Source organism: Kitasatospora sp. CB01950 (genome assembly GCF_001905465.1).
In the GTDB taxonomy this organism is placed as follows: domain Bacteria; phylum Actinomycetota; class Actinomycetes; order Streptomycetales; family Streptomycetaceae; genus Kitasatospora.
Genome location: NZ_LISX01000003.1, coordinates 491,186 through 507,658 on the forward strand (window position 1 = coordinate 491,186; position 16,473 = coordinate 507,658).

Annotated in this window: 18 protein-coding genes; 9 read left to right on the top strand and 9 right to left on the bottom strand. The window is 69.3% G+C overall.

Translation table 11 applies throughout. From position 1 onward, the window contains the following. Nucleotides 1-956 precede the first annotated feature (956 nt). Nucleotides 957-2,039, top strand: a complete 1,083-nt coding sequence (locus tag AMK19_RS10645; RefSeq protein WP_241844331.1) for a hypothetical protein — start codon at nucleotides 957-959, stop codon at nucleotides 2,037-2,039. Nucleotides 2,040-2,134: 95 nt separating this feature from the next. Here AMK19_RS10645 and AMK19_RS10650 read toward each other — a convergent pair whose 3' ends face one another. Continuing rightward, a complete protein-coding gene (locus AMK19_RS10650) occupies nucleotides 2,135-3,184 on the bottom strand; it encodes an aldo/keto reductase (protein ID WP_073810384.1) in 1,050 nt (349 codons plus the stop codon). 299 nt (nucleotides 3,185-3,483) lie between these two features. Here AMK19_RS10650 and AMK19_RS10655 point away from each other — a divergent pair, with 299 nt between their 5' ends. The 4 genes from AMK19_RS10655 (at nucleotide 3,484) to AMK19_RS10675 (ending at nucleotide 6,231) form a co-directional block, all read left to right on the top strand. After that, nucleotides 3,484-3,888 (top strand): SsgA family sporulation/cell division regulator, encoded by a 405-nt coding sequence (locus AMK19_RS10655; protein WP_083646642.1) that lies wholly within the window; start codon nucleotides 3,484-3,486, stop codon nucleotides 3,886-3,888. Between the two features lie 246 nt (nucleotides 3,889-4,134). Further along, nucleotides 4,135-4,659 (top strand): ricin-type beta-trefoil lectin domain protein, encoded by a 525-nt coding sequence (locus AMK19_RS10660; RefSeq protein WP_073810387.1) that lies wholly within the window; start codon nucleotides 4,135-4,137, stop codon nucleotides 4,657-4,659. A gap of 78 nt (nucleotides 4,660-4,737) precedes the next feature. Beyond that, nucleotides 4,738-5,097: a VOC family protein gene (locus tag AMK19_RS10665; RefSeq protein WP_073810389.1), complete on the top strand. Its 360-nt coding sequence runs from the start codon at nucleotides 4,738-4,740 to the stop codon at nucleotides 5,095-5,097. Between the two features lie 840 nt (nucleotides 5,098-5,937). Next, nucleotides 5,938-6,231, top strand: a complete 294-nt coding sequence (locus tag AMK19_RS10675) for a winged helix-turn-helix domain-containing protein (RefSeq protein WP_073810395.1) — start codon at nucleotides 5,938-5,940, stop codon at nucleotides 6,229-6,231. Between the two features lie 22 nt (nucleotides 6,232-6,253). Here the strand turns inward: AMK19_RS10675 and AMK19_RS10680 are convergent, their stop codons facing one another. Continuing rightward, entirely contained in the window at nucleotides 6,254-7,609 is a 1,356-nt protein-coding gene (locus AMK19_RS10680; protein ID WP_073810397.1) for a transcriptional regulator, read from the bottom strand. A gap of 244 nt (nucleotides 7,610-7,853) precedes the next feature. On the opposite strand from AMK19_RS10680, the gene AMK19_RS35915 reads away from it, so the two are divergent. From AMK19_RS35915 to AMK19_RS10690, 3 genes are all read left to right on the top strand, one after another. Beyond that, the gene (locus tag AMK19_RS35915) at nucleotides 7,854-8,009 is read left to right on the top strand and encodes a hypothetical protein (protein ID WP_158071887.1); all 156 of its coding nucleotides are present in this window, start codon (nucleotides 7,854-7,856) and stop codon (nucleotides 8,007-8,009) included. 114 nt (nucleotides 8,010-8,123) lie between these two features. Beyond that, nucleotides 8,124-9,050: a hypothetical protein gene (locus tag AMK19_RS10685; protein WP_073810398.1), complete on the top strand. Its 927-nt coding sequence runs from the start codon at nucleotides 8,124-8,126 to the stop codon at nucleotides 9,048-9,050. Between the two features lie 35 nt (nucleotides 9,051-9,085). Continuing rightward, the gene (locus tag AMK19_RS10690) at nucleotides 9,086-10,330 is read left to right on the top strand and encodes a tetratricopeptide repeat protein (protein WP_073810400.1); all 1,245 of its coding nucleotides are present in this window, start codon (nucleotides 9,086-9,088) and stop codon (nucleotides 10,328-10,330) included. 147 nt (nucleotides 10,331-10,477) lie between these two features. Here AMK19_RS10690 and AMK19_RS10695 read toward each other — a convergent pair whose 3' ends face one another. From AMK19_RS10695 to AMK19_RS37120, 7 genes are all read right to left on the bottom strand, one after another. Further along, nucleotides 10,478-10,972 carry a phage terminase small subunit P27 family gene (locus AMK19_RS10695; protein WP_083646643.1) on the bottom strand — a complete coding sequence of 165 codons (495 nt, stop codon included), beginning with the start codon at nucleotides 10,970-10,972 and terminating at the stop codon, nucleotides 10,478-10,480. Nucleotides 10,973-11,105: 133 nt separating this feature from the next. Continuing rightward, a complete protein-coding gene (locus tag AMK19_RS10700; RefSeq protein WP_073810401.1) occupies nucleotides 11,106-11,606 on the bottom strand; it encodes a hypothetical protein in 501 nt (166 codons plus the stop codon). Between the two features lies 1 nt (nucleotide 11,607). Next, nucleotides 11,608-11,844 carry a hypothetical protein gene (locus tag AMK19_RS10705; protein ID WP_241844332.1) on the bottom strand — a complete coding sequence of 79 codons (237 nt, stop codon included), beginning with the start codon at nucleotides 11,842-11,844 and terminating at the stop codon, nucleotides 11,608-11,610. Between the two features lie 394 nt (nucleotides 11,845-12,238). After that, nucleotides 12,239-13,918 carry a recombinase family protein gene (locus AMK19_RS10710; RefSeq protein WP_073810866.1) on the bottom strand — a complete coding sequence of 560 codons (1,680 nt, stop codon included), beginning with the start codon at nucleotides 13,916-13,918 and terminating at the stop codon, nucleotides 12,239-12,241. Between the two features lie 223 nt (nucleotides 13,919-14,141). Beyond that, on the bottom strand, nucleotides 14,142-14,546 hold the full coding sequence (locus tag AMK19_RS37110) for a hypothetical protein (protein WP_241844333.1): 405 nt from the start codon (nucleotides 14,544-14,546) through the stop codon (nucleotides 14,142-14,144). Nucleotides 14,547-14,596: 50 nt separating this feature from the next. Further along, on the bottom strand, nucleotides 14,597-14,959 hold the full coding sequence (locus AMK19_RS37115) for a methyltransferase domain-containing protein (protein WP_241844364.1): 363 nt from the start codon (nucleotides 14,957-14,959) through the stop codon (nucleotides 14,597-14,599). Between the two features lie 105 nt (nucleotides 14,960-15,064). Beyond that, entirely contained in the window at nucleotides 15,065-15,481 is a 417-nt protein-coding gene (locus AMK19_RS37120; protein ID WP_241844334.1) for a DUF6087 family protein, read from the bottom strand. A 472-nt stretch (nucleotides 15,482-15,953) separates the two neighbouring features. On the opposite strand from AMK19_RS37120, the gene AMK19_RS35920 reads away from it, so the two are divergent. Continuing rightward, a complete protein-coding gene (locus AMK19_RS35920) occupies nucleotides 15,954-16,406 on the top strand; it encodes a hypothetical protein (RefSeq protein ID WP_073810409.1) in 453 nt (150 codons plus the stop codon). Nucleotides 16,407-16,473 lie beyond the last annotated feature (67 nt).

Here is a 16,473-nt window from a genome sequence, read left to right on the forward strand (position 1 = left end):
CGGATCGGGCGGTGCACGGATCGGGCGTCAAGAGGCCGACAAGATTGCCGGATCCTGGCAATGTGCACACCCCCGCGACCTGCGACGATCTTCCTGTCGCCGGGAGACCGGCGCAGCAGGGCCACCGGGGACGGGGGGAACGCCTCCCGATGGCCCGGGTGCCGATGTCCCGAACCGGGGGGTGAGGGCGTCGGCGCCCGAGGGGGGAGGTCGACGTCCTGAGCCGGGGGGTGAAGGGCGTTGACAGGAGGGGGAGTTGACGTCCTGAGCCGGGGGGTGCGGGACGTTGACAGTGAGGGGAGCCGATGGCCCGAACCGGGGGGTGAAGGTGTCGGCGCCCGAGGGGGAAGTCGACGTGCCGAGCCGGGGGGGTGAGGGGCGTTGACAGGAGGGGGGAAGGTGTCGACGCCCGGAGTCGGGGGATGCGGGCGTCGGCACCCGAGGGGGAAGGACGCCGCCTTGTTCGAACGGGCGAAGCGAGGGCAGGTCGGGGGACAGCCCTCGTGGGGCCCACTTCGAGGAAGGCGGCGCGACCCACTGCGGCACCCTCGCACTCCAGTACCTCGGCAAGCACCTGATGGAGCGTGGCGACCTCACCGCCGCCCTCGACCGGGTCGAGGCGCTGAGGGCTGGCCCGGCCCCAACGGTCTGAACCACACTCGGACTTGACCTCTCCCGCCACGCCGGGTCGTCCGGGCCCCACCGGGAAGGGGAGGACGCACCAGCCCCGGGGATCGGGCACGGCTACGTCACAACCGGTAGAGGGCGCTCCGTCGGTTGGCTCGGCCGGGTGTTGTGCGAACGGCTGGGGGGTGTCGGGCGGAGGTACGGGTTCGGGTCGAGGTGCTGGGCCGGTGGTCGGTGGCGCGCCTAGGGTTTGTGGCCACCGGATTCCCGGCGACACCACATGTCCTCACCACTCTGGGGGTTGATCGCCCGTGAAGGAAAGATCCGATGTGAAGAAGCCCGCCCGGGCCGTGCTGCTGGTGCTGGCGCTGCTGGTCGGGCTGCTCGCCGCCGCCGTTCCGGCCGCGGGGCCCGCACAGGCCGCGGTGCCCGACCGGTGGGGGTTCGCGTTCCTGGACAACCCGACGCCGCCGACCGGGTACGTGCCCGATCCGTCGCGGCAGTGGGGGAGTTGGGCGTCCCCGGCGAGCAACCCGGTCACCGTGGACCAGACCGGGCCGGGGGCGTACGTGGTGCACTTCCCGCTGATCGCCGGGCCCGGGGGCGTCGCGCACGTCACCGCCGTGAACCGGACCGGCACCTGGTGCCAGCTGACCGGCTGGGGCCCCGTCGGCAGCGGGATCGACGTCAAGGTGGCCTGCTACCGGCCGACCGGCGCGCCCGACAACTCGCCGTTCACGGTGCTGTACACCAGCAGCAGCGGCACGCCCGCGCCGCCCGGCGGGGACTACGCGTACCTGCACTCCACCGTGAGCGGCGCGCTGGTCACCCAGTACAACTCCTCGGGCGGCAGCAACGTCTCCGGCCACGGCTCCACCGGCATCTGGAAGGCGTGGCTGCCCGGCGTCGGCGGCTCCGGCAACCTCGGCAACGTCGAGGTCACCGCCGTCGACCCGATCCAGGGCGCGCGCTGCAAGGTCGCCGACTGGGCGCCGTCCGGCACCGGGCAGACCTTCGTGGTGGCCTGCTTCGACGCGTCCAACGCCCCCTACGACACCCAGTGGACGCTGAGCTACTCGGTCAAGCGCGCCGTGCACGGGCCGGCGATCCCGCCGAAGTCGTTCGGCTACCTCTGGTACAACGGCTCGGTGCCGGGCGGCACCAACTTCAACTCGGCGGGCGGCAGCAACAGCCTGGCCGTCGGCATCCCGTTCAACGTCACCCTGCCGGCCATCGCCGTGCCCTCCGACCACGCGCAGGTCACCGCGTACGGCAGCGGCCCCGGCTGGTGCCAGCTCGCCCTGCCGTGGGCGCGGAGCTCCGGCACCGTGCAGCTGTACCCGATCTGCTTCGGCCCCGGCGGGTCGCCCGTGGCCGCGCCGTTCCTGACGGCGTACACCTCCGCGTTCTGACGGCCTACGCGTCCGCGTTCTGACGGGCCGTCGGCGCCCCGCTCCGAGTCCTCGGGGGCGGGGCGCCGTGCGTCACTCCGCCGGGCGGTCGGCCGTCACTCCGCCGCCGCGCGGTCGGCCGCCGGGCGGCGCAGGGCGGACGGGGCGAGGCCGGGGGAGGTCCAGACGCCGTCCGGGTGGTACAGGTTGGTGCCGGGCGGGACGATCGCGTCGATGCGGTCGAGGGCCGCGTCGTCCAGGGTCAGCGAAGCGCCCTTCAGCAGGCCCTCCAGCTGCTCGACGGTGCGCGGGCCGATGATCACGGAGGTCACCGCCGGGTGGGCCAGCGGGAAGGCCACCGCCAGCTCCGGCAGCGTGCAGCCCAACTCGTCGGCCAGCGTGACGAGTTGCTCGACCGCTTCGAGCTTGCGGGCGGTCACGGGCAGCGCCGGGTCGAAGCGGTGCGGCGTCAGCGCCGCCCGGCCCGAGGACAGGTCGATCGCCCCGCCCTTGCGGTAACGGCCGGTCAGGAAGCCGGACGCCAGCGGGCTCCAGGTCAGCACGCCCATGGTGTAGCGCTGCGCCACCGGCAGCACCGAGGACTCGATGCCGCGCGCCAGGATCGAGTACGGCGGCTGCTCGGTGCGGAAACGCGGCAGCGCCCGGCGCTCCGCCACCCAGTGCGACTCGACGATCTCCTCCGCCGGGAAGGTCGAGCAGCCGAACGCCCGGATCTTGCCCTGCCGCACCAGGTCGCCGAGCGCCGACAGCGTCTCCTCGACATCGGTGCGGCCGTCCGGCCGGTGCACCTGGTACAGGTCGATCCAGTCGGTGCGCAGCCGCCGCAGACTGTTCTCCACCTCCTGCACGATCCACCGCCGCGAGTTGCCGCCCCGGTTGGGGCCCGGGCCCATCGGGAAGTGCACCTTGGTGGCCAGCACCACGTCCTCGCGCCGGCCCTCCAGCGCCTTGCCGACGATCTCCTCCGACTCGCCGGCCGAGTACATGTCGGCGGTATCCACGAAGTTGATGCCGTGGTCCAGCGCGGCATGGATCAGGCGGATGCCCTCCTGGTGGTCCGGATTGCCGACCGAGCCCAGCATCATGGTGCCCAGACAGTGCGCGCTGACCTCGATGCCGGTGCCGCCGAGCGTGCGGTAACGCATGGTCAATTCCCTTGTCCCCGTTGGATGTTCAGGCGTGGTGCGGTGGTCACTGTAGGAGTTGGAGTGCGCTCTAGATCAACTCCTGTGCTGATCCGATGGACACCACGGCTGCCCCGGACAACGGTCGTTGGACATCGTCGGGTACAAGGTCGCGGTCTACGAGGACTACCTCGAACAGCAGGCCTGAAAGGACCGGCGGCTTGTGAAGGTTTGGGGTGCGAGGCGCTGGGAGCGGCTCCGCGGGGTAACCGTCCGCAGCCAGTGCCGAAGCGTCGCCGAGGACAAGGAGTGCGCCCCGCATGCCCGTCTCCGCCGCCTGGACCACCCGGGTCACCCTGCCGCACAGCCCCTACCCCGAGACCGCCGTCGAAGCCCGGCTGCGCTTCGATTCCACCGAGCCGTACGCCGTCTGCCTGGTCTTTCCGCCGATGCAGCCCGGCGACGAGCCCGTCGAGTGGTGCTTCGCCCGCGAGCTGCTCAACGAGGGACGGCACGCCCCCGCCGGCCGGGGCGACGTGGCCGTCGCGCCCGGCCCCGACGGCACCGTGCACATCACGCTGCGCAGCCGCACCGGGCAGGCCGTGATCAGCGTCCCCGGCGAGGCCGTCACCGGGTTCCTGCTCGACTCCTTCGCGCTGATCCCGGCCGGAACGGAGACCGCGCACCTCGACCTCGACGGCGAACTCGCCCGCCTGCGCGACTGAGCACGGGGACCGGTCGCGGCCGGCCGCGGCGCGTGATCACTGCGCCCGATCACTGCGCCCGATCACGCAGGTCCGGACGGTTCTCAAACCGCATGACACTCCATCGGATGGCTGTCGCCCCTGCCCGGGCGTGTCGGGTCCGGCCGCTGCCAACCTTGCCGACAGCCGGACAGGTGCGCGCCCCGCACCCACCGGCAGCCTCGTTCGATCCGCCGGCATCCGCCGGTGCACTCACGGAGGTACGTCATGTCCCGTTCCACCACCGCGTTCACGGCCCTGGCCGCCGCCGGGCTGCTCGCCCTGGCGGCGCCCGCGACCGCCGTCACCACGCCCCGCGCGGCCGCCCACCCGATGTGCGTGGACGTGGGCGGCTCGCGGAACAACGGCGACTGGACGAAGATCTGGCAGTGTCTCAGTCCCGGGTTCGGGAACCAGGACTTCGTGATCGACCGGGGTCAGATCAAGGTCAAGGACACCATCGGCTCCGGCCGGGAGATGTGCCTGGACGTGGGCGGCGGCCGCAACGACGGCGACCGGGTGAAGATCTGGCAGTGTCTCAGTCCCGGGTTCGGGAACCAGGACTTCGTGATCGACCGGGGCCAGATCAAGGTCAAGGACACCATCGGCAGCGGCCGCGTGATGTGCCTGGACGTCGGCGGCGCCCGCAACAACGGCGACCGGGTGAAGATCTGGCAGTGCCTGAACCCCGCGTTCGGCAACCAGGACTTCGTGATCGACAGCGGCCAGATCAAGGTCAAGGACACCATCTGACTCCCCGGAGCCCCCAGCGACGGCCCGGCCGGGACGCGGAATGCGCCCGGCCGGGCGTCGTGTGACAGACTCGCCCGCATGGTCTCGGTAGTGCAGAACGTGGCGATCGACTGCGCCGACGCGTACGGACTGGCCCGGTTCTGGGCCGAGGCGACGGGCCGCCCGCTCGACCCGGACGCGACGCCGGGCGACCGGGAGACCCAAGTGGAGCTGGCCGACGGCGGGTTGACGCTGTACTTCAACCAGGTGCCCGAACCGAAGACCGTCAAGAACCGCGTCCACCTCTGCCTGCGCCCCGACACCGCCCGGGACACCGAGGTACAACGGCTACTGGCCCTCGGCGCCACCCTGGTCGGCGACCACCGCAACACCGACGGCACCGGCTGGGCGGTCCTCGCCGACCCCAACACACGTGACTACCAGTTCTGTGCAGCTTAGCCGCAGGTCAGCACCAACGACAGAGCCCCGCCCGGCGCTTGGCCGAACGGGGCGTTCTACTGTCTGGCGAGGCTCACTCGGAGGAGCGAACGGGGTGATGCGGCACTGCCCAGCAGTCGCGCGACCAGAACCGGGTAACCCCGTCTGTCCACGGTCGGCAGTCGTTCACCGTACGGGGCTCGTAGCGGGCTTCGTGGCGGTCCGGGGTGAGGATCTGCCACCCATCCCGCGCGCACTGCCGTAGGCCCCGCGTGTTGCCCCTGCGGGTGCCGTCCGGAAGCGGTCTGATGAACACCCGAGCCATCACGCTCCCCGACCAGCGAGAGCGTGCGCCCCGGGGTAGGTGTACCCGGGGTCAGGGAGACCCAGAACCACCGCACGGAGTGCCGCGCGCCGCTCACGCTGGCGCTGCCTCTCGTCGTACTCGCGCCGCATCTCGTCCTGCTCACCGAGCCACGCGCCGTGGTCTATGTACGGGCGAACCACTGTGCCCGTGTACAGCTCCTGCGGCTCGACCCACGGTCCCCGCAGGTGACCCCGAGGGACCTCGGCCATCGGGGCCGGAGTGGCGGCAGAAACGGATGCGGCATGGCGCCGACCGTGAGCCGGAAGGATGAGAACCAGGGCTCGGAGTAGGGCCAAAACGATAAGATGACGCACGTCGGCAGCTCCCTAATAGCTGTGCGGACGAATGGCCCCGGTGACTGGTCGCACAGTCCCGGGGCTCTTTGGTTGGTGGTGCGGATTTCGACCGTACCCAACTCCTATAGATACGTCTAGATACGTTCATGCTCGTAGCGAAACGCGCGAGGTCGTTTGGGTAGTCCTACGCTTTTGGGTATGGATGTAACCCCCATCGACCCGGACGCCGAAGCGCACCCGTATCAGCAGATTGCGGCGGACATCATCCGGGCCATTCGGTCCGGGGAACTGCGAGTCGGGGCCCGAGTGCCGTCCGAGAGCACGCTGATCCAGGCATACGGCGTTGCCCGGAACACTGCCCGCCATGCTGTCGAGCACCTGCGCTCAGAAGGGTGGGTCCGGACCCTTCCGCAGCGCGGCACGTTCGTGGCGGACCGCACCGGCCAGACCGCCGGAGACCAGCAGGCCCCGCCCGCCGGAGTTGACCAGTAAGGCGGGGCCGGATGGCTGCGGGTCAGGCTCGGACGAGTTCGGCAGCGCGCTGCCCCAGGTCTGCGGCGCCGGGGATTCCGCGCCGGGACCAACTCGTCATTGTGGTACGGACTTTGTGAAGGTCCTTCTTGTGCCGGTCCGAGACGACTCCGTCCATGAAATCCAGGGACTGACCCCAAATCCCCACGGCTTCGTCGTGGCGGCGCTGGGCGGCAACGGAACGGGCCAGGTTCCCGAGCGTCAGGGCGTGAATGCGCCGGAACGCCTCGGGGTCACGCCCGGCGAGGGCTGCGCGATGGTGGCGTTCGGCCGCCTGGTGGTCTTTCAGCTCGGCCAGGGTCTTCGCGGTGTGAGAGGCGACGGTTGCCGCCACCGGCCCGGTAGCCGCCGTGAAGGACGCGGGCGGCGTCGCGGTGTCGAGCATGGCGTCCTCGGCTGCGAGAAGCGCCGCTGCGGCCTTCCGTCCACTCCCCACGGCCCCGTACGCCCTGGCGCTCGTGATCAGCAGCAGGGCCTCAGTCTGCGGGTCCACCTTCCCGCGCGCTCGCCGTAGGGACTCCTCCGCCAGTTCGACGCAGAATTCCGGCTGCTTGAGGTTGAGGGCCTGATGGGCGAGAGCGCGCATCATCCAGGCTCCGTGTCCTGTTGGGTCGCTCTCGCAGGCGAGTTGGTAGCCGAGAAGGTAGTACCGCTGTGCGGCACCTTCCCGGCCCAGGTCGTGGTACTTCCACGCGGCGAGGTACGACAGTTCGGCCGCCACGCCATAGGCGTCCCGACGAACCCCTTCGGAGGGATACACGGCTTGGAGCATCGGCACCACCGTGTCGGTCAGGTAGGTGGTCACGGCACTCAGCCCGTGCCCACCGCCGAGACGCTCGTCAGCGGCGGTGAACACGCTGGTGATGTGCCGGACAGTGGCCACCTCGCCGACGCCCACTCGGCCGCCGGTCTTTCCCGCTCGCAGGGTGGCGGCGACGGCTTGGTGATCGTAGGTCAGGGGCAGCGCCACGGCGGCGGTGGCGAACGCACTGGCGAGGAAGTCACGGCGGGACTGCATCACGGCTCTCCCGAGGTCGGCGGCGGTGGCCAGCGGGTCGGCGCTCATAACCTCCCCGATCGCTTCCGACCCTAGTCCGATCTCCGCCACGGTCACCTTGCGACGCGTCCTCCGGGTAAGGGCCTCGGCAAGATACTGCGGCGTGCGCCCGGTGGGGGTACCGCCGGCCACCCAGTGAGCGACGGCCGAGGGCGCCGTTGCCAGATGCTCCCCTGCCTCGGAAGCGACCGCGCGCACTGTCGTCGCCAGCGCCTGGTACGTGCATCCGGCCTCGGCGATAGCACGGGCAAGTGCCTCGTTTGGTGCCTTAGTGTCCGTCAACTGTCGCCCCTTATTGCGATCTTGAACGGGTTGAACGGGATCGGTGTGCTCACACCGTACCCCCGGAGCGTGACTGGCTGTTCACTGATTGCACCGGCAGGCCAGGGGTTCCCGCCCGGCTGACGCGGCAATGGCGACATCGGCCGCAAGCCACGCGGTGAACCCGCCAGCGGTCCGCAGGCTCCTCCCCGGACCTCGGGGAGGTGCACCAATCCGCAGTAGTTCCCATGGAAGGAGCAGGACTATGCCCGCCAACATCGAGGTCAGCAACCTGACGCGGCGCCTGGACCACTCGGTGCCGGACGGCGACTTCGCGCCCGTGGGCGTCGAGGCCCTGACGCGGCGCCTGGACCACATGGTCCCGGACGGCGACTTCGCGCCCGTGACCGTCGAGGTCTGACAGCAATTCCCAGTTAATGCCGGTTAGTTGACGGCATGGCGGGTCGGCTCGGGTGACCACCGGGCCGACCCGCCGCACGAGTCGCCACACAGTCCCAAGCAAGGAGAGTCCGCAGTGAACACCACCATCGCCACCAGCGTCCCGGTCGGCTCCTTCTTCGACCTCAGCCGGAAGGACCCGGAACTTCTCCGCCTGCGCGAGGAGGGCGCTGAGAGTGCTCTGCCGTTCGCCCTCATGGAACGCCTGCTCAAGTCCGGCACGCCCTACGCACAGCACGCCCGCTCCCTGCGCAGCGAGAACGTGACCGTGGCCGGAGTGGCCTTCGACTGGTTCGACGCCCAGCTTCCCGGCGAGATCGCCAACGAGATCAACCTGACGAACTACGAGATCGCCGAGCACACCGACGCCCGCCGCGAGGCACTGTCCGAGGCGCTGGACCGCCTGTCGCTGGTCCACCCCGAGGGATTCGCCCGAGTGCGCGAGTTCGTGCGCGGGCTGCTGTGGGTCGAGCTCAAGCCCGGTGTCCGCGCTTCTTCGCTGACCAGCTCCAGTGACCCGGCGCTCCCGTACATCGTCCTGTTCTCCGACAAGGCTCGGCACCACATCCCGCCGAACACGGTCAGCCCGGAGCCGTCCCCCCGCTTCCTGGCGGAGAACCTGCTCCACGAGGGGACGCACCAGTCGATCAGCTTCCACGTCCTTCAGCACCAGGTCTTCGCCGACGGGTACTCGTCCAAGGAGTCCCCGAAGATCGAGATCAAGTGGCGAGCGAGTCAAGGCGTCGCGCGCAACCAGTTCTGGGAGGTGGACCGGGCCTTCCACGCGACCTGTGTCTACAACCAGCTGTTGAGGTTCCGCCGAACCGAGCTGGACCGCAACGACCTGACCGCCAACGAGCGCGCGTGCTTCCAGGCCGCTTATGACGAGGGCCTGCCCGCCGTCCGCTACCTCATGCGCGAACTCGAACTCCTGAGTGAGCACTTCACCCCGCACGGGGTGGAGCTGCTGGCCGATCTGCGCCAGCAGACCGACCACCTGTAGTGCCACCCTGAGCAGAACCGAACGAGGAGGGTCCGGTGCTCCAGCACCTCATCACACAAGACGCCGGCCTGCGAATGGTCCCGACCGACCGGGGCAAGTTGACCACTGCGGTTGGCCAACTCCAGGACGATCTAAGGGCTTTGCCCGAGGGGGCCGACCCCGCTCGCACCCGGGCCCTGACTCGGTGGATCGGCGTCGGGCAGATGTGCTTGGGCCGCCACGAGGAGGCCCTGACGTTCTTGCGGCAGTCGCTCGACTTGGCCGCAGCGAGCGGGAACACCCGAGCGGTCGTCGCCACCAGCCTCAACCTCGGCGACGCCCACCGCTACGCCGGTGACATGCGGGCAGCGGACGCGCTCTACCGCAGCGCCCTGGGCACCGCGCGGAGCCACCAGCCGGAACTGGTGGACTTCGCGCTCCAGCACACCGGTAAGTACCTGATGGAGCGCGGTGACCTCGCGGGCGCGGAGGCCCATCTCCGGGAAGCGCTGCGGCTGCGGATCGCCAAGGGTGACACCGAGCTGATCGGGTCCACACAGGCAGCGCTCTCGCGGGTGGAACTGCTGATCGACCAAGCCGCCGCGCCGGGCACGGGGACCGCCGTGCCCCACCAGTGGAGCGGTCAGTGGACTTCGTGGCTCCAGTCCAACACCACGGCCCGGACCCCGGACCGGTGGGCAGAGGACTTCCCCGCCGTCCGGGGCGCCGTACGAGGGCTGACCGCGCATCAGCGGGTGCAGCCGCGACACCTGCGCGACCAGCCGTTCCCGGCTGAGCTGATCTCCGCCATGGCGCAGGAGGCCGAGGAAGCCCTGACCGCCAACGGATACCTTCACAACGGCAAGTGGAACGCGGCCGTTGGCGACGCAGCGAACCGCTTCGCCGGGCAAGTCGATCTCGCCGCAGTCGTCACGGAGTCCACCGGGCTGGAGGTCGAGCAGCCGCACAACGGCGTCTACATCGCCTATCTGGAGGAGGGGCAGTTCCTCGACTTCCACATTGACGAGTTCGGGTTCGGTGAGGCCAACCTGATCCTGTGTCTCAAGCACGAGCGTTCCGCTGCAACTCCGACCGTGAGCGCTACCGTCTTCATCGGCGCTGACGGCTACCGTGCGTGCGATCTCGCGGCGGGCGAATGCGTCGTGTTCGATGGAGCGATCACCCCGCACGGAAGGACGCCCCTCGGTGCCGGAGAACGCGTGACCCTCATCAGCTTCGGATTCCGTGCGCGTGACGTGGCGAAGCGTTCGGCCGCTCACCTCCCGGCGGCCCCGAGCTGAGCACGGCTGGAGCCTGCGTTTTGAGTTGACGCCGAAGCGGTTTCACCAGACGCAGAAAGGCCCCGCCCTGACCTCCGCTGAAGGAGAACAGGACGGGGCCTCTGCAATTTCTGCCAACGGACTCGCCGTCATCACTTGGCGGGGTGATCAATCCCAGATATCGGAATCGTCGTCAGGCTCCGGCGGGGCAATGGCCACTCGCGCACTCGGCGAGAGACCCAATTCCCTGATGTAACGAGCAAGTTGGGATCGATACTGTGCCGCGATGGTGGCAGCGCCGTTCTTCACCGTGCCACGCTCAGCGGTGACCATGAGCCCGCGTTCCGACAAGTCCCGCTCGGCTTGGTCAATGCGGGCCACGCAGACGCACAGATCCTTGACGGTCGAGTGGTCCACCTCGCCGAGCCCTGCGGCCACTTCGAGAATCGGCACAATGCGTTGCCACTCGGCCGAGGCCATTTCCCGACAGCGGATATTTGCCTCTTGGATCTCGGCGGCCGGCGAGTCCTTGAACACGCCTCGCCAATCGGGCTCAGCAAGAACGGCGCGGGGAACAATAACCCCCTCTCTGATCTCAGCCTTGGACGGGTTTCCTTCGCGGACCCGTATTGCCGCTGGCTTGGGTCGATATCGGTCGGCCATTGGTCTCCTTTCTCGCTCGCTGTGAGGGTGCCCGGAGCTTCCAAGAATGGCCACAGCCCCGGTGCGAGTTTCTTCCCTCCCTGCCGATCACCCTTGGGCGTAGAGGGGAGTACCCCCCTGGGGCGCAGGCTGCTCAGGTGCCTTGTGCGGCCACGTAATCCTCACGCTGGCCCACGAGACTCTGACTGAATTCGTCGCCAAGCCGCGCCGACTCCTTCTCAAGACGATCAACGATTTCATCGAGGATCTGCGCCCCGTAATACCGCTGCTCGGGCACGGTCACGACTTCGCCGATAGTCCGCTGTGCGCGCTGCGCTTCGTTCAGAACGTGCCCGCGCTTGTACCGAGCAGCCCGGTACTCAACATATGCCGCGAACCACGGCTCCGCCGACAGGGCGTCATAGAATCGCTGTCGGGCCTCGTCACCGGAATTCGCCGCCTCGCTGGCCCGCTCCGGCCAGTTCCTGGCGAACTCGCGGCTATACTCGATCTCTCGTTCCGCGCGGCGGGCCTTCTCGGCATCCTCGGCGGCACGCAACTGCGCCTCGGCATCGGCCAGCGGGCCGGAAACCTTGTCGATCTGTGCGCGCAGCTTGGCGACGCGCTCGGTGGCCTTCTCGATTTCGGCGCTCATATCAGTTGCCGCCCTTCGTGGTGTCGCGCCCGAACTGTGCTGCAATCTTCTTCGCGTTCTCGTAGTAGCCGAGCATGATGTGGGCCGTGGCGCCCATGCGGTCGTACACCTCGGGGTTCGAGTCCCGCAGCGCGGTCAGCTGCTCCATGCGCTCGTCTCGCTGCCACTCGGCAGCGCGGGCCGCATCCTTGTCCCGGAAGCCGTCCAGATAGCCAACCCGATTCAGGGTGTCGCTCACGATCTTCTCCGTCCTTCACGGGCCGCAGGTTGTTGCGGCCCTCTACTGGTTACGGGGAGCAGACCTTGCCGGGCTCCTCACTGGGCGTACGGTCGTGGCCTTTCCCGGTTTGTGTGGGGAGCGGACCTTGCCCGCTCTGCCCGCGCTCATGTGAAGGGCGGCGGGTTCCGGCTCTCAGTGGCGAGGTGGCGAGAGTGGTCCTGTTTCTTGTTTTTCTTAGTTTTTTCTATGCAATCAAAAAAATAGGTAAGAACCACCACCCATCACCCCTCTTGCGCTGTCGGCCGGTCCGGGGCCGGCGGGAGCCGAGGCCACAGGTGCCCGTCTGCGGGCACGAGAGAGCCCCGGCCGACCACGGGGGCCGACCAGGGCTATTCGGGGCTCTATGGGGCCGCTACGCGGCTGCGGGCACCAGCTCGGGACCTGTGGCGGTATCCCATGCGGAAAGCTCCTCGGCGGCCGGGTCGAGTTCGCCGTTCATGGTGAAGTCCACCCGCCGTGTGTCGAGCTTGCGCCATCCGCCACGGGTGCCCCGGCGGACGTTCAGGCGGACTCCGGCGTCAACGAGCATGCCGCGCCGCTTCGCCGTGTTGGCGGCGCTCCAGTCGTCGGCGAAGGTGCGCCCGGTGGCCGTGGTGATGCGCTGCGGCTCGGTCTTCTCGCGGGACTCCAAGTCGGCTATGCGGCTGTCCAGCGCATTGTGTCGCCGCTGCCACTCCTGCGCGGCGTGCCTGGACTTCTGCTGTCCCTGGATTTCCAGGTGCGCGGTGAACTCGGCCACGGTGGCGTTCAACTCCGGCTCGGGGTCGTACCCGGGGAAGACCATGGTCGTTCGGGTCTGGATACCGCCGACCAGGCGCAGGAACTCGGCCATCACGTACTCGTCCACCCAGTCTCCCCGGATGTTCGCGGGTGCTTCGCACTTGTCGCCCCGGGCGTGGTAATTGCACTTGTAGACAGGCGCCTGATTCTTCTTGCTCTCCTGCCTGTTGAGGTACATGCGCCCGCCGCACGAATCGCAGTGGATGACGCGCAGCAACAGCGCTTCCGTGTCGGACCGCTCGCCGTTGTTGATGCTGCGTTCGTCCAACACGGCGCCGATCTGGTCGAACTCCTCGCGGGTGAGAATCGGCGTCTCGCTGCACATGACGGGGTTCCCCTGGTCGTCGCGCACGGGCACGCCGTTGTGCATCTTCCAGCCCAACAGGACCTCATTGCGGAGCATCCGGGTAATGACCGCCGGAGTCCACTGGAACGACTCCCGCACGACGTGCGAGCCCTTCGTCCCACCGGTCTTGCCGCCCCGCTCGCGGCCCATCTTGTCGGCCCAGTAGTCACGCGGGCTCAGCACACCATCGGCGTTTAGCCCCGCAGCGATGGCGGACACCGTGGCACCCTCCAGCAGCTCCCGGACGATGCGCTCGATGACCGCCACGGCGTCCGGATCGGGCACCAGCGTCCAGCCCTTGCCGCCGAACTCCTCGGGCATCGGGGCGGGCATGTAGCCGTACGGCGGACGACCCCCGCCGCGCCAGCGAAGCGGCATCTTGCGCATGGCGGCCTGCGCACCGCTGACGCGGTCGCTGATGGACTGCGACTCGAACTGTGCGGCGAAAGCCAGCATGAACAGTTGGAGTTCTGCCATGGGGTCCATGGGGTTGCGGAAGTCGAACACCTGCCGCCCCCCGCCCAGCCCCTCGGCGAAGATGAGCACCTTCCGGTGCTCGCGCGCCCAGTTGGCGAGGGCGTACATGTGCCCCATGGACCGGATTGCGCGATCGAACCGCCAAAAGCACAGCGCGTCGTAGGCATCCGGGTTGTTCAGCCAGCGAACAAGCTGCGGGCGCTCCCACGGGGACGTCTTGGACGCGCTGACGTCAAGGTCCACCGCTTCGCGCAGCGCGTCACCCTCGCCGAACGTGACCCGCAGTTCTCCGGCTACGTGGTCGCACGCTTCCCGCTGGCGCTCGGGGCTGGTGGTCTCGTCCGTGAGGACGGACAGTCGGATGCACCGGACGCCCCGAAGGGTCTCGGTGAACACGGTGCCGGACAGTGGGTTTCGAGCATCATTCATGCTCTGTGTGGGGAGCGAAGGTTGCCCGCTACCCGCTTCCGAGCCCCTGACCAGCACAGATGCCGCTGCCATCTCTCACACTCCAGAACATCCAGTTCTGTGTGTTGGGAGACCCGGAGGGCAACGAATTCTGCGTCCTGCGCAGCACCGCCGAACGGTGCGTTCCCGCCGGCTGACCACCCATCAGGGCGGTGCGCGGCGATGACCGACGGGCCCGCGTGCGTCAGATCGGCAGGTTCCACCCGGGGCCGTCCTCGGTGCCGAGCCACACGCGCTGACCGGCGGCCGAGACCGTGATCCCGAACCGTTCCTGATGGGGTTCGTCGGCGGCCTGCCAGAGCTGCACGGCGTGTTCCACCCGATCCCACAGCCGGACGGGGCCGCGTTGGACGGCGGTCCACCCGCCTTTGGGGTTCGGGGCCGTCCGGGCCTGCGAACCGGCGGACACGTCCCAGAGGATCTGTTCCGGCCCCGCCCCCATGCGTTCGGCCGAGGGTGCCGCGAGTCGCGCGACCCAACCGCCGGTCCAGTCGTCGAGCTTGGCGGGGTCGATCAGGCTCGGACGCTCCTCCCCGGGCAGCAGGGCCAGGGTCGGGCGGGGCGGCCGGTCGTGCGGACGGGCGATCATGAAACTGGTGCAGCCGGGGAGGAACCGACCCGTGGCCTCTCCCGGGCCGGTCACGTCGAGCAGCGCCAGAGCGTCGGCGTAGCTCCAGCCGGAGAGGTGGCCAGGATCCTCCCGCCCGGCTTCACCTGGTGCAGCCAGGGGAGGGGGATGTACCGGACCGAACAGGTGGCGACGAGCCGGTCGTACTGCCCGCCCTGCGGGTCGCCGCGCAGCCCGTCACCGATGATCAACCGGGGCTCGAACCCGGCCGCCTTGAGCGCCGTGGCAGCCGCCCCGCCGACCACCGGGTCGTACTCGATGCTGGTCAGGTTGGCGTCGCCGAGGCGGTGCGCACCGAGGGCGGTCGAGTACCCGGTTCCGGTACCGATCTCCAACACCCGCTGACCCGCCTCCGCGCCGAGCTGCCGCCACATCCGCAGCACCAGGGACTCGGTCAGGCGGCAAGCCCGGTGGCGGATGCGAGGTCACGGGCGGCAGTTCGCACAGACGGCGGGCCGGCCAGCAGGCCCCTGACCAGGTCATGAGTTTCGTGGTTCCACCGGGGCGTGTCGGGCACCGCCGCCACGGCATCGGTGAGCAGCGACGCCACCCAATCCGGTTCGCCCCGCAGCGCGTATGCCCGTGCGACCTCGATCAAGTGCCGTACCCGCCTCGGCCGTGCGGGAAGTTCTGCCGGTGCCGGCCGGTCGGCCCAGCGCAAGGCGGTGCCGACCTGTCGCAGCTCGACAGCGACCGTCACGGCGTGCACCGGGACCACCCGCGCGGATGCGGAGGTCGGCGAGTGCCAGAAGTCGGCCGGCAGCCCTTGGGGCCTCAAGGTGGACGTGCGCACCGCGTTGCGGGCCGTCGGTGAGCGGGACTGCGCGTCGGGTGCCGGGGGCTCGCTTCCGGGCCGCGCGGCGGGCCGCCCATTCGGCGAGCGGTTCGTCAGCCATGCCGGTACCTTTCCTGCGACGACCCGCCCAGTGTGCCGCCCGCCGGCGGTGTGTGCGGTAGTGGCGGCGTTCGGAGCGTCGCGCTCCAGCTGCTCCGGCTGAACCTGGTGGCACCGTCCGGGGTGATCTCGACGCGGGCACCGCAGACGGGCAGCGAACCGTCTCGGAGCCATCGGCGGCGGAACCGGTCGAGTTCGCCTGGCCGGCGGCGGAGGCCGCGAGCCGGACGGCGGGGAGGTGGTTCACCCGGCGTTCGACGCGGGTTCGCCCGAGGTGGTAGCCGCATTGGCCCAGCCGGGCGGATTTACGTCACCCAGGATGCACTTTCAGACGGGCTGGCACTTCGAAGGCAGGAATGGGCCTGAGCCTTGGAAACGCATGGCAGAGTTGGGGTCATGGCACACGTGAAATGTCACATGGCTAACAGTGCCTGTCTCCGAACGGTTTCTCACATCGTCTGAAGGAGAAGACCATGAACCGCATCACCCGCATCGCGATGGGCGCCGCCGGTGCCGCCGCCCTGCTCACGGTGCCCGTGCCGGCCTTCGCCGCCGCGACCGGCGCTGACACCGCCACCGACACGGTCACGACTTGCAAGTCCAGTCTCCAGGCCGGGCTGGCGACCTACGCCTGCGCAGACGTCACCGGCAGCAGCATCGTGATCTACGGGAAGATCGGCCTTGCCGGCCCGCCCGACGGGCCGGTGTCGTGGCAGACCCTGTACACCAACCTGTCGGCCGAGGTGGTCGGCGGCAACTCGCTCGGCTCCGTGAGCGGGAGCACGCCGTTCCACTCCACCACGGTGCAGGTGAACGGCTTCACCGCCACTGCCCCGTGCGGCTCGACAGTGCGTGCGACCTTCTCGGTGCAGGGAAGCGGCCCCTACGGCACTCGGCCGGTGGTGGAAGTTCCGGTGACCTGCTGACGCCTCATCAATGTGCGCGCCGAGCCAGGTAGTTGTCTGCATCCCGGGCTCGGCCGCCGTGGCGGCC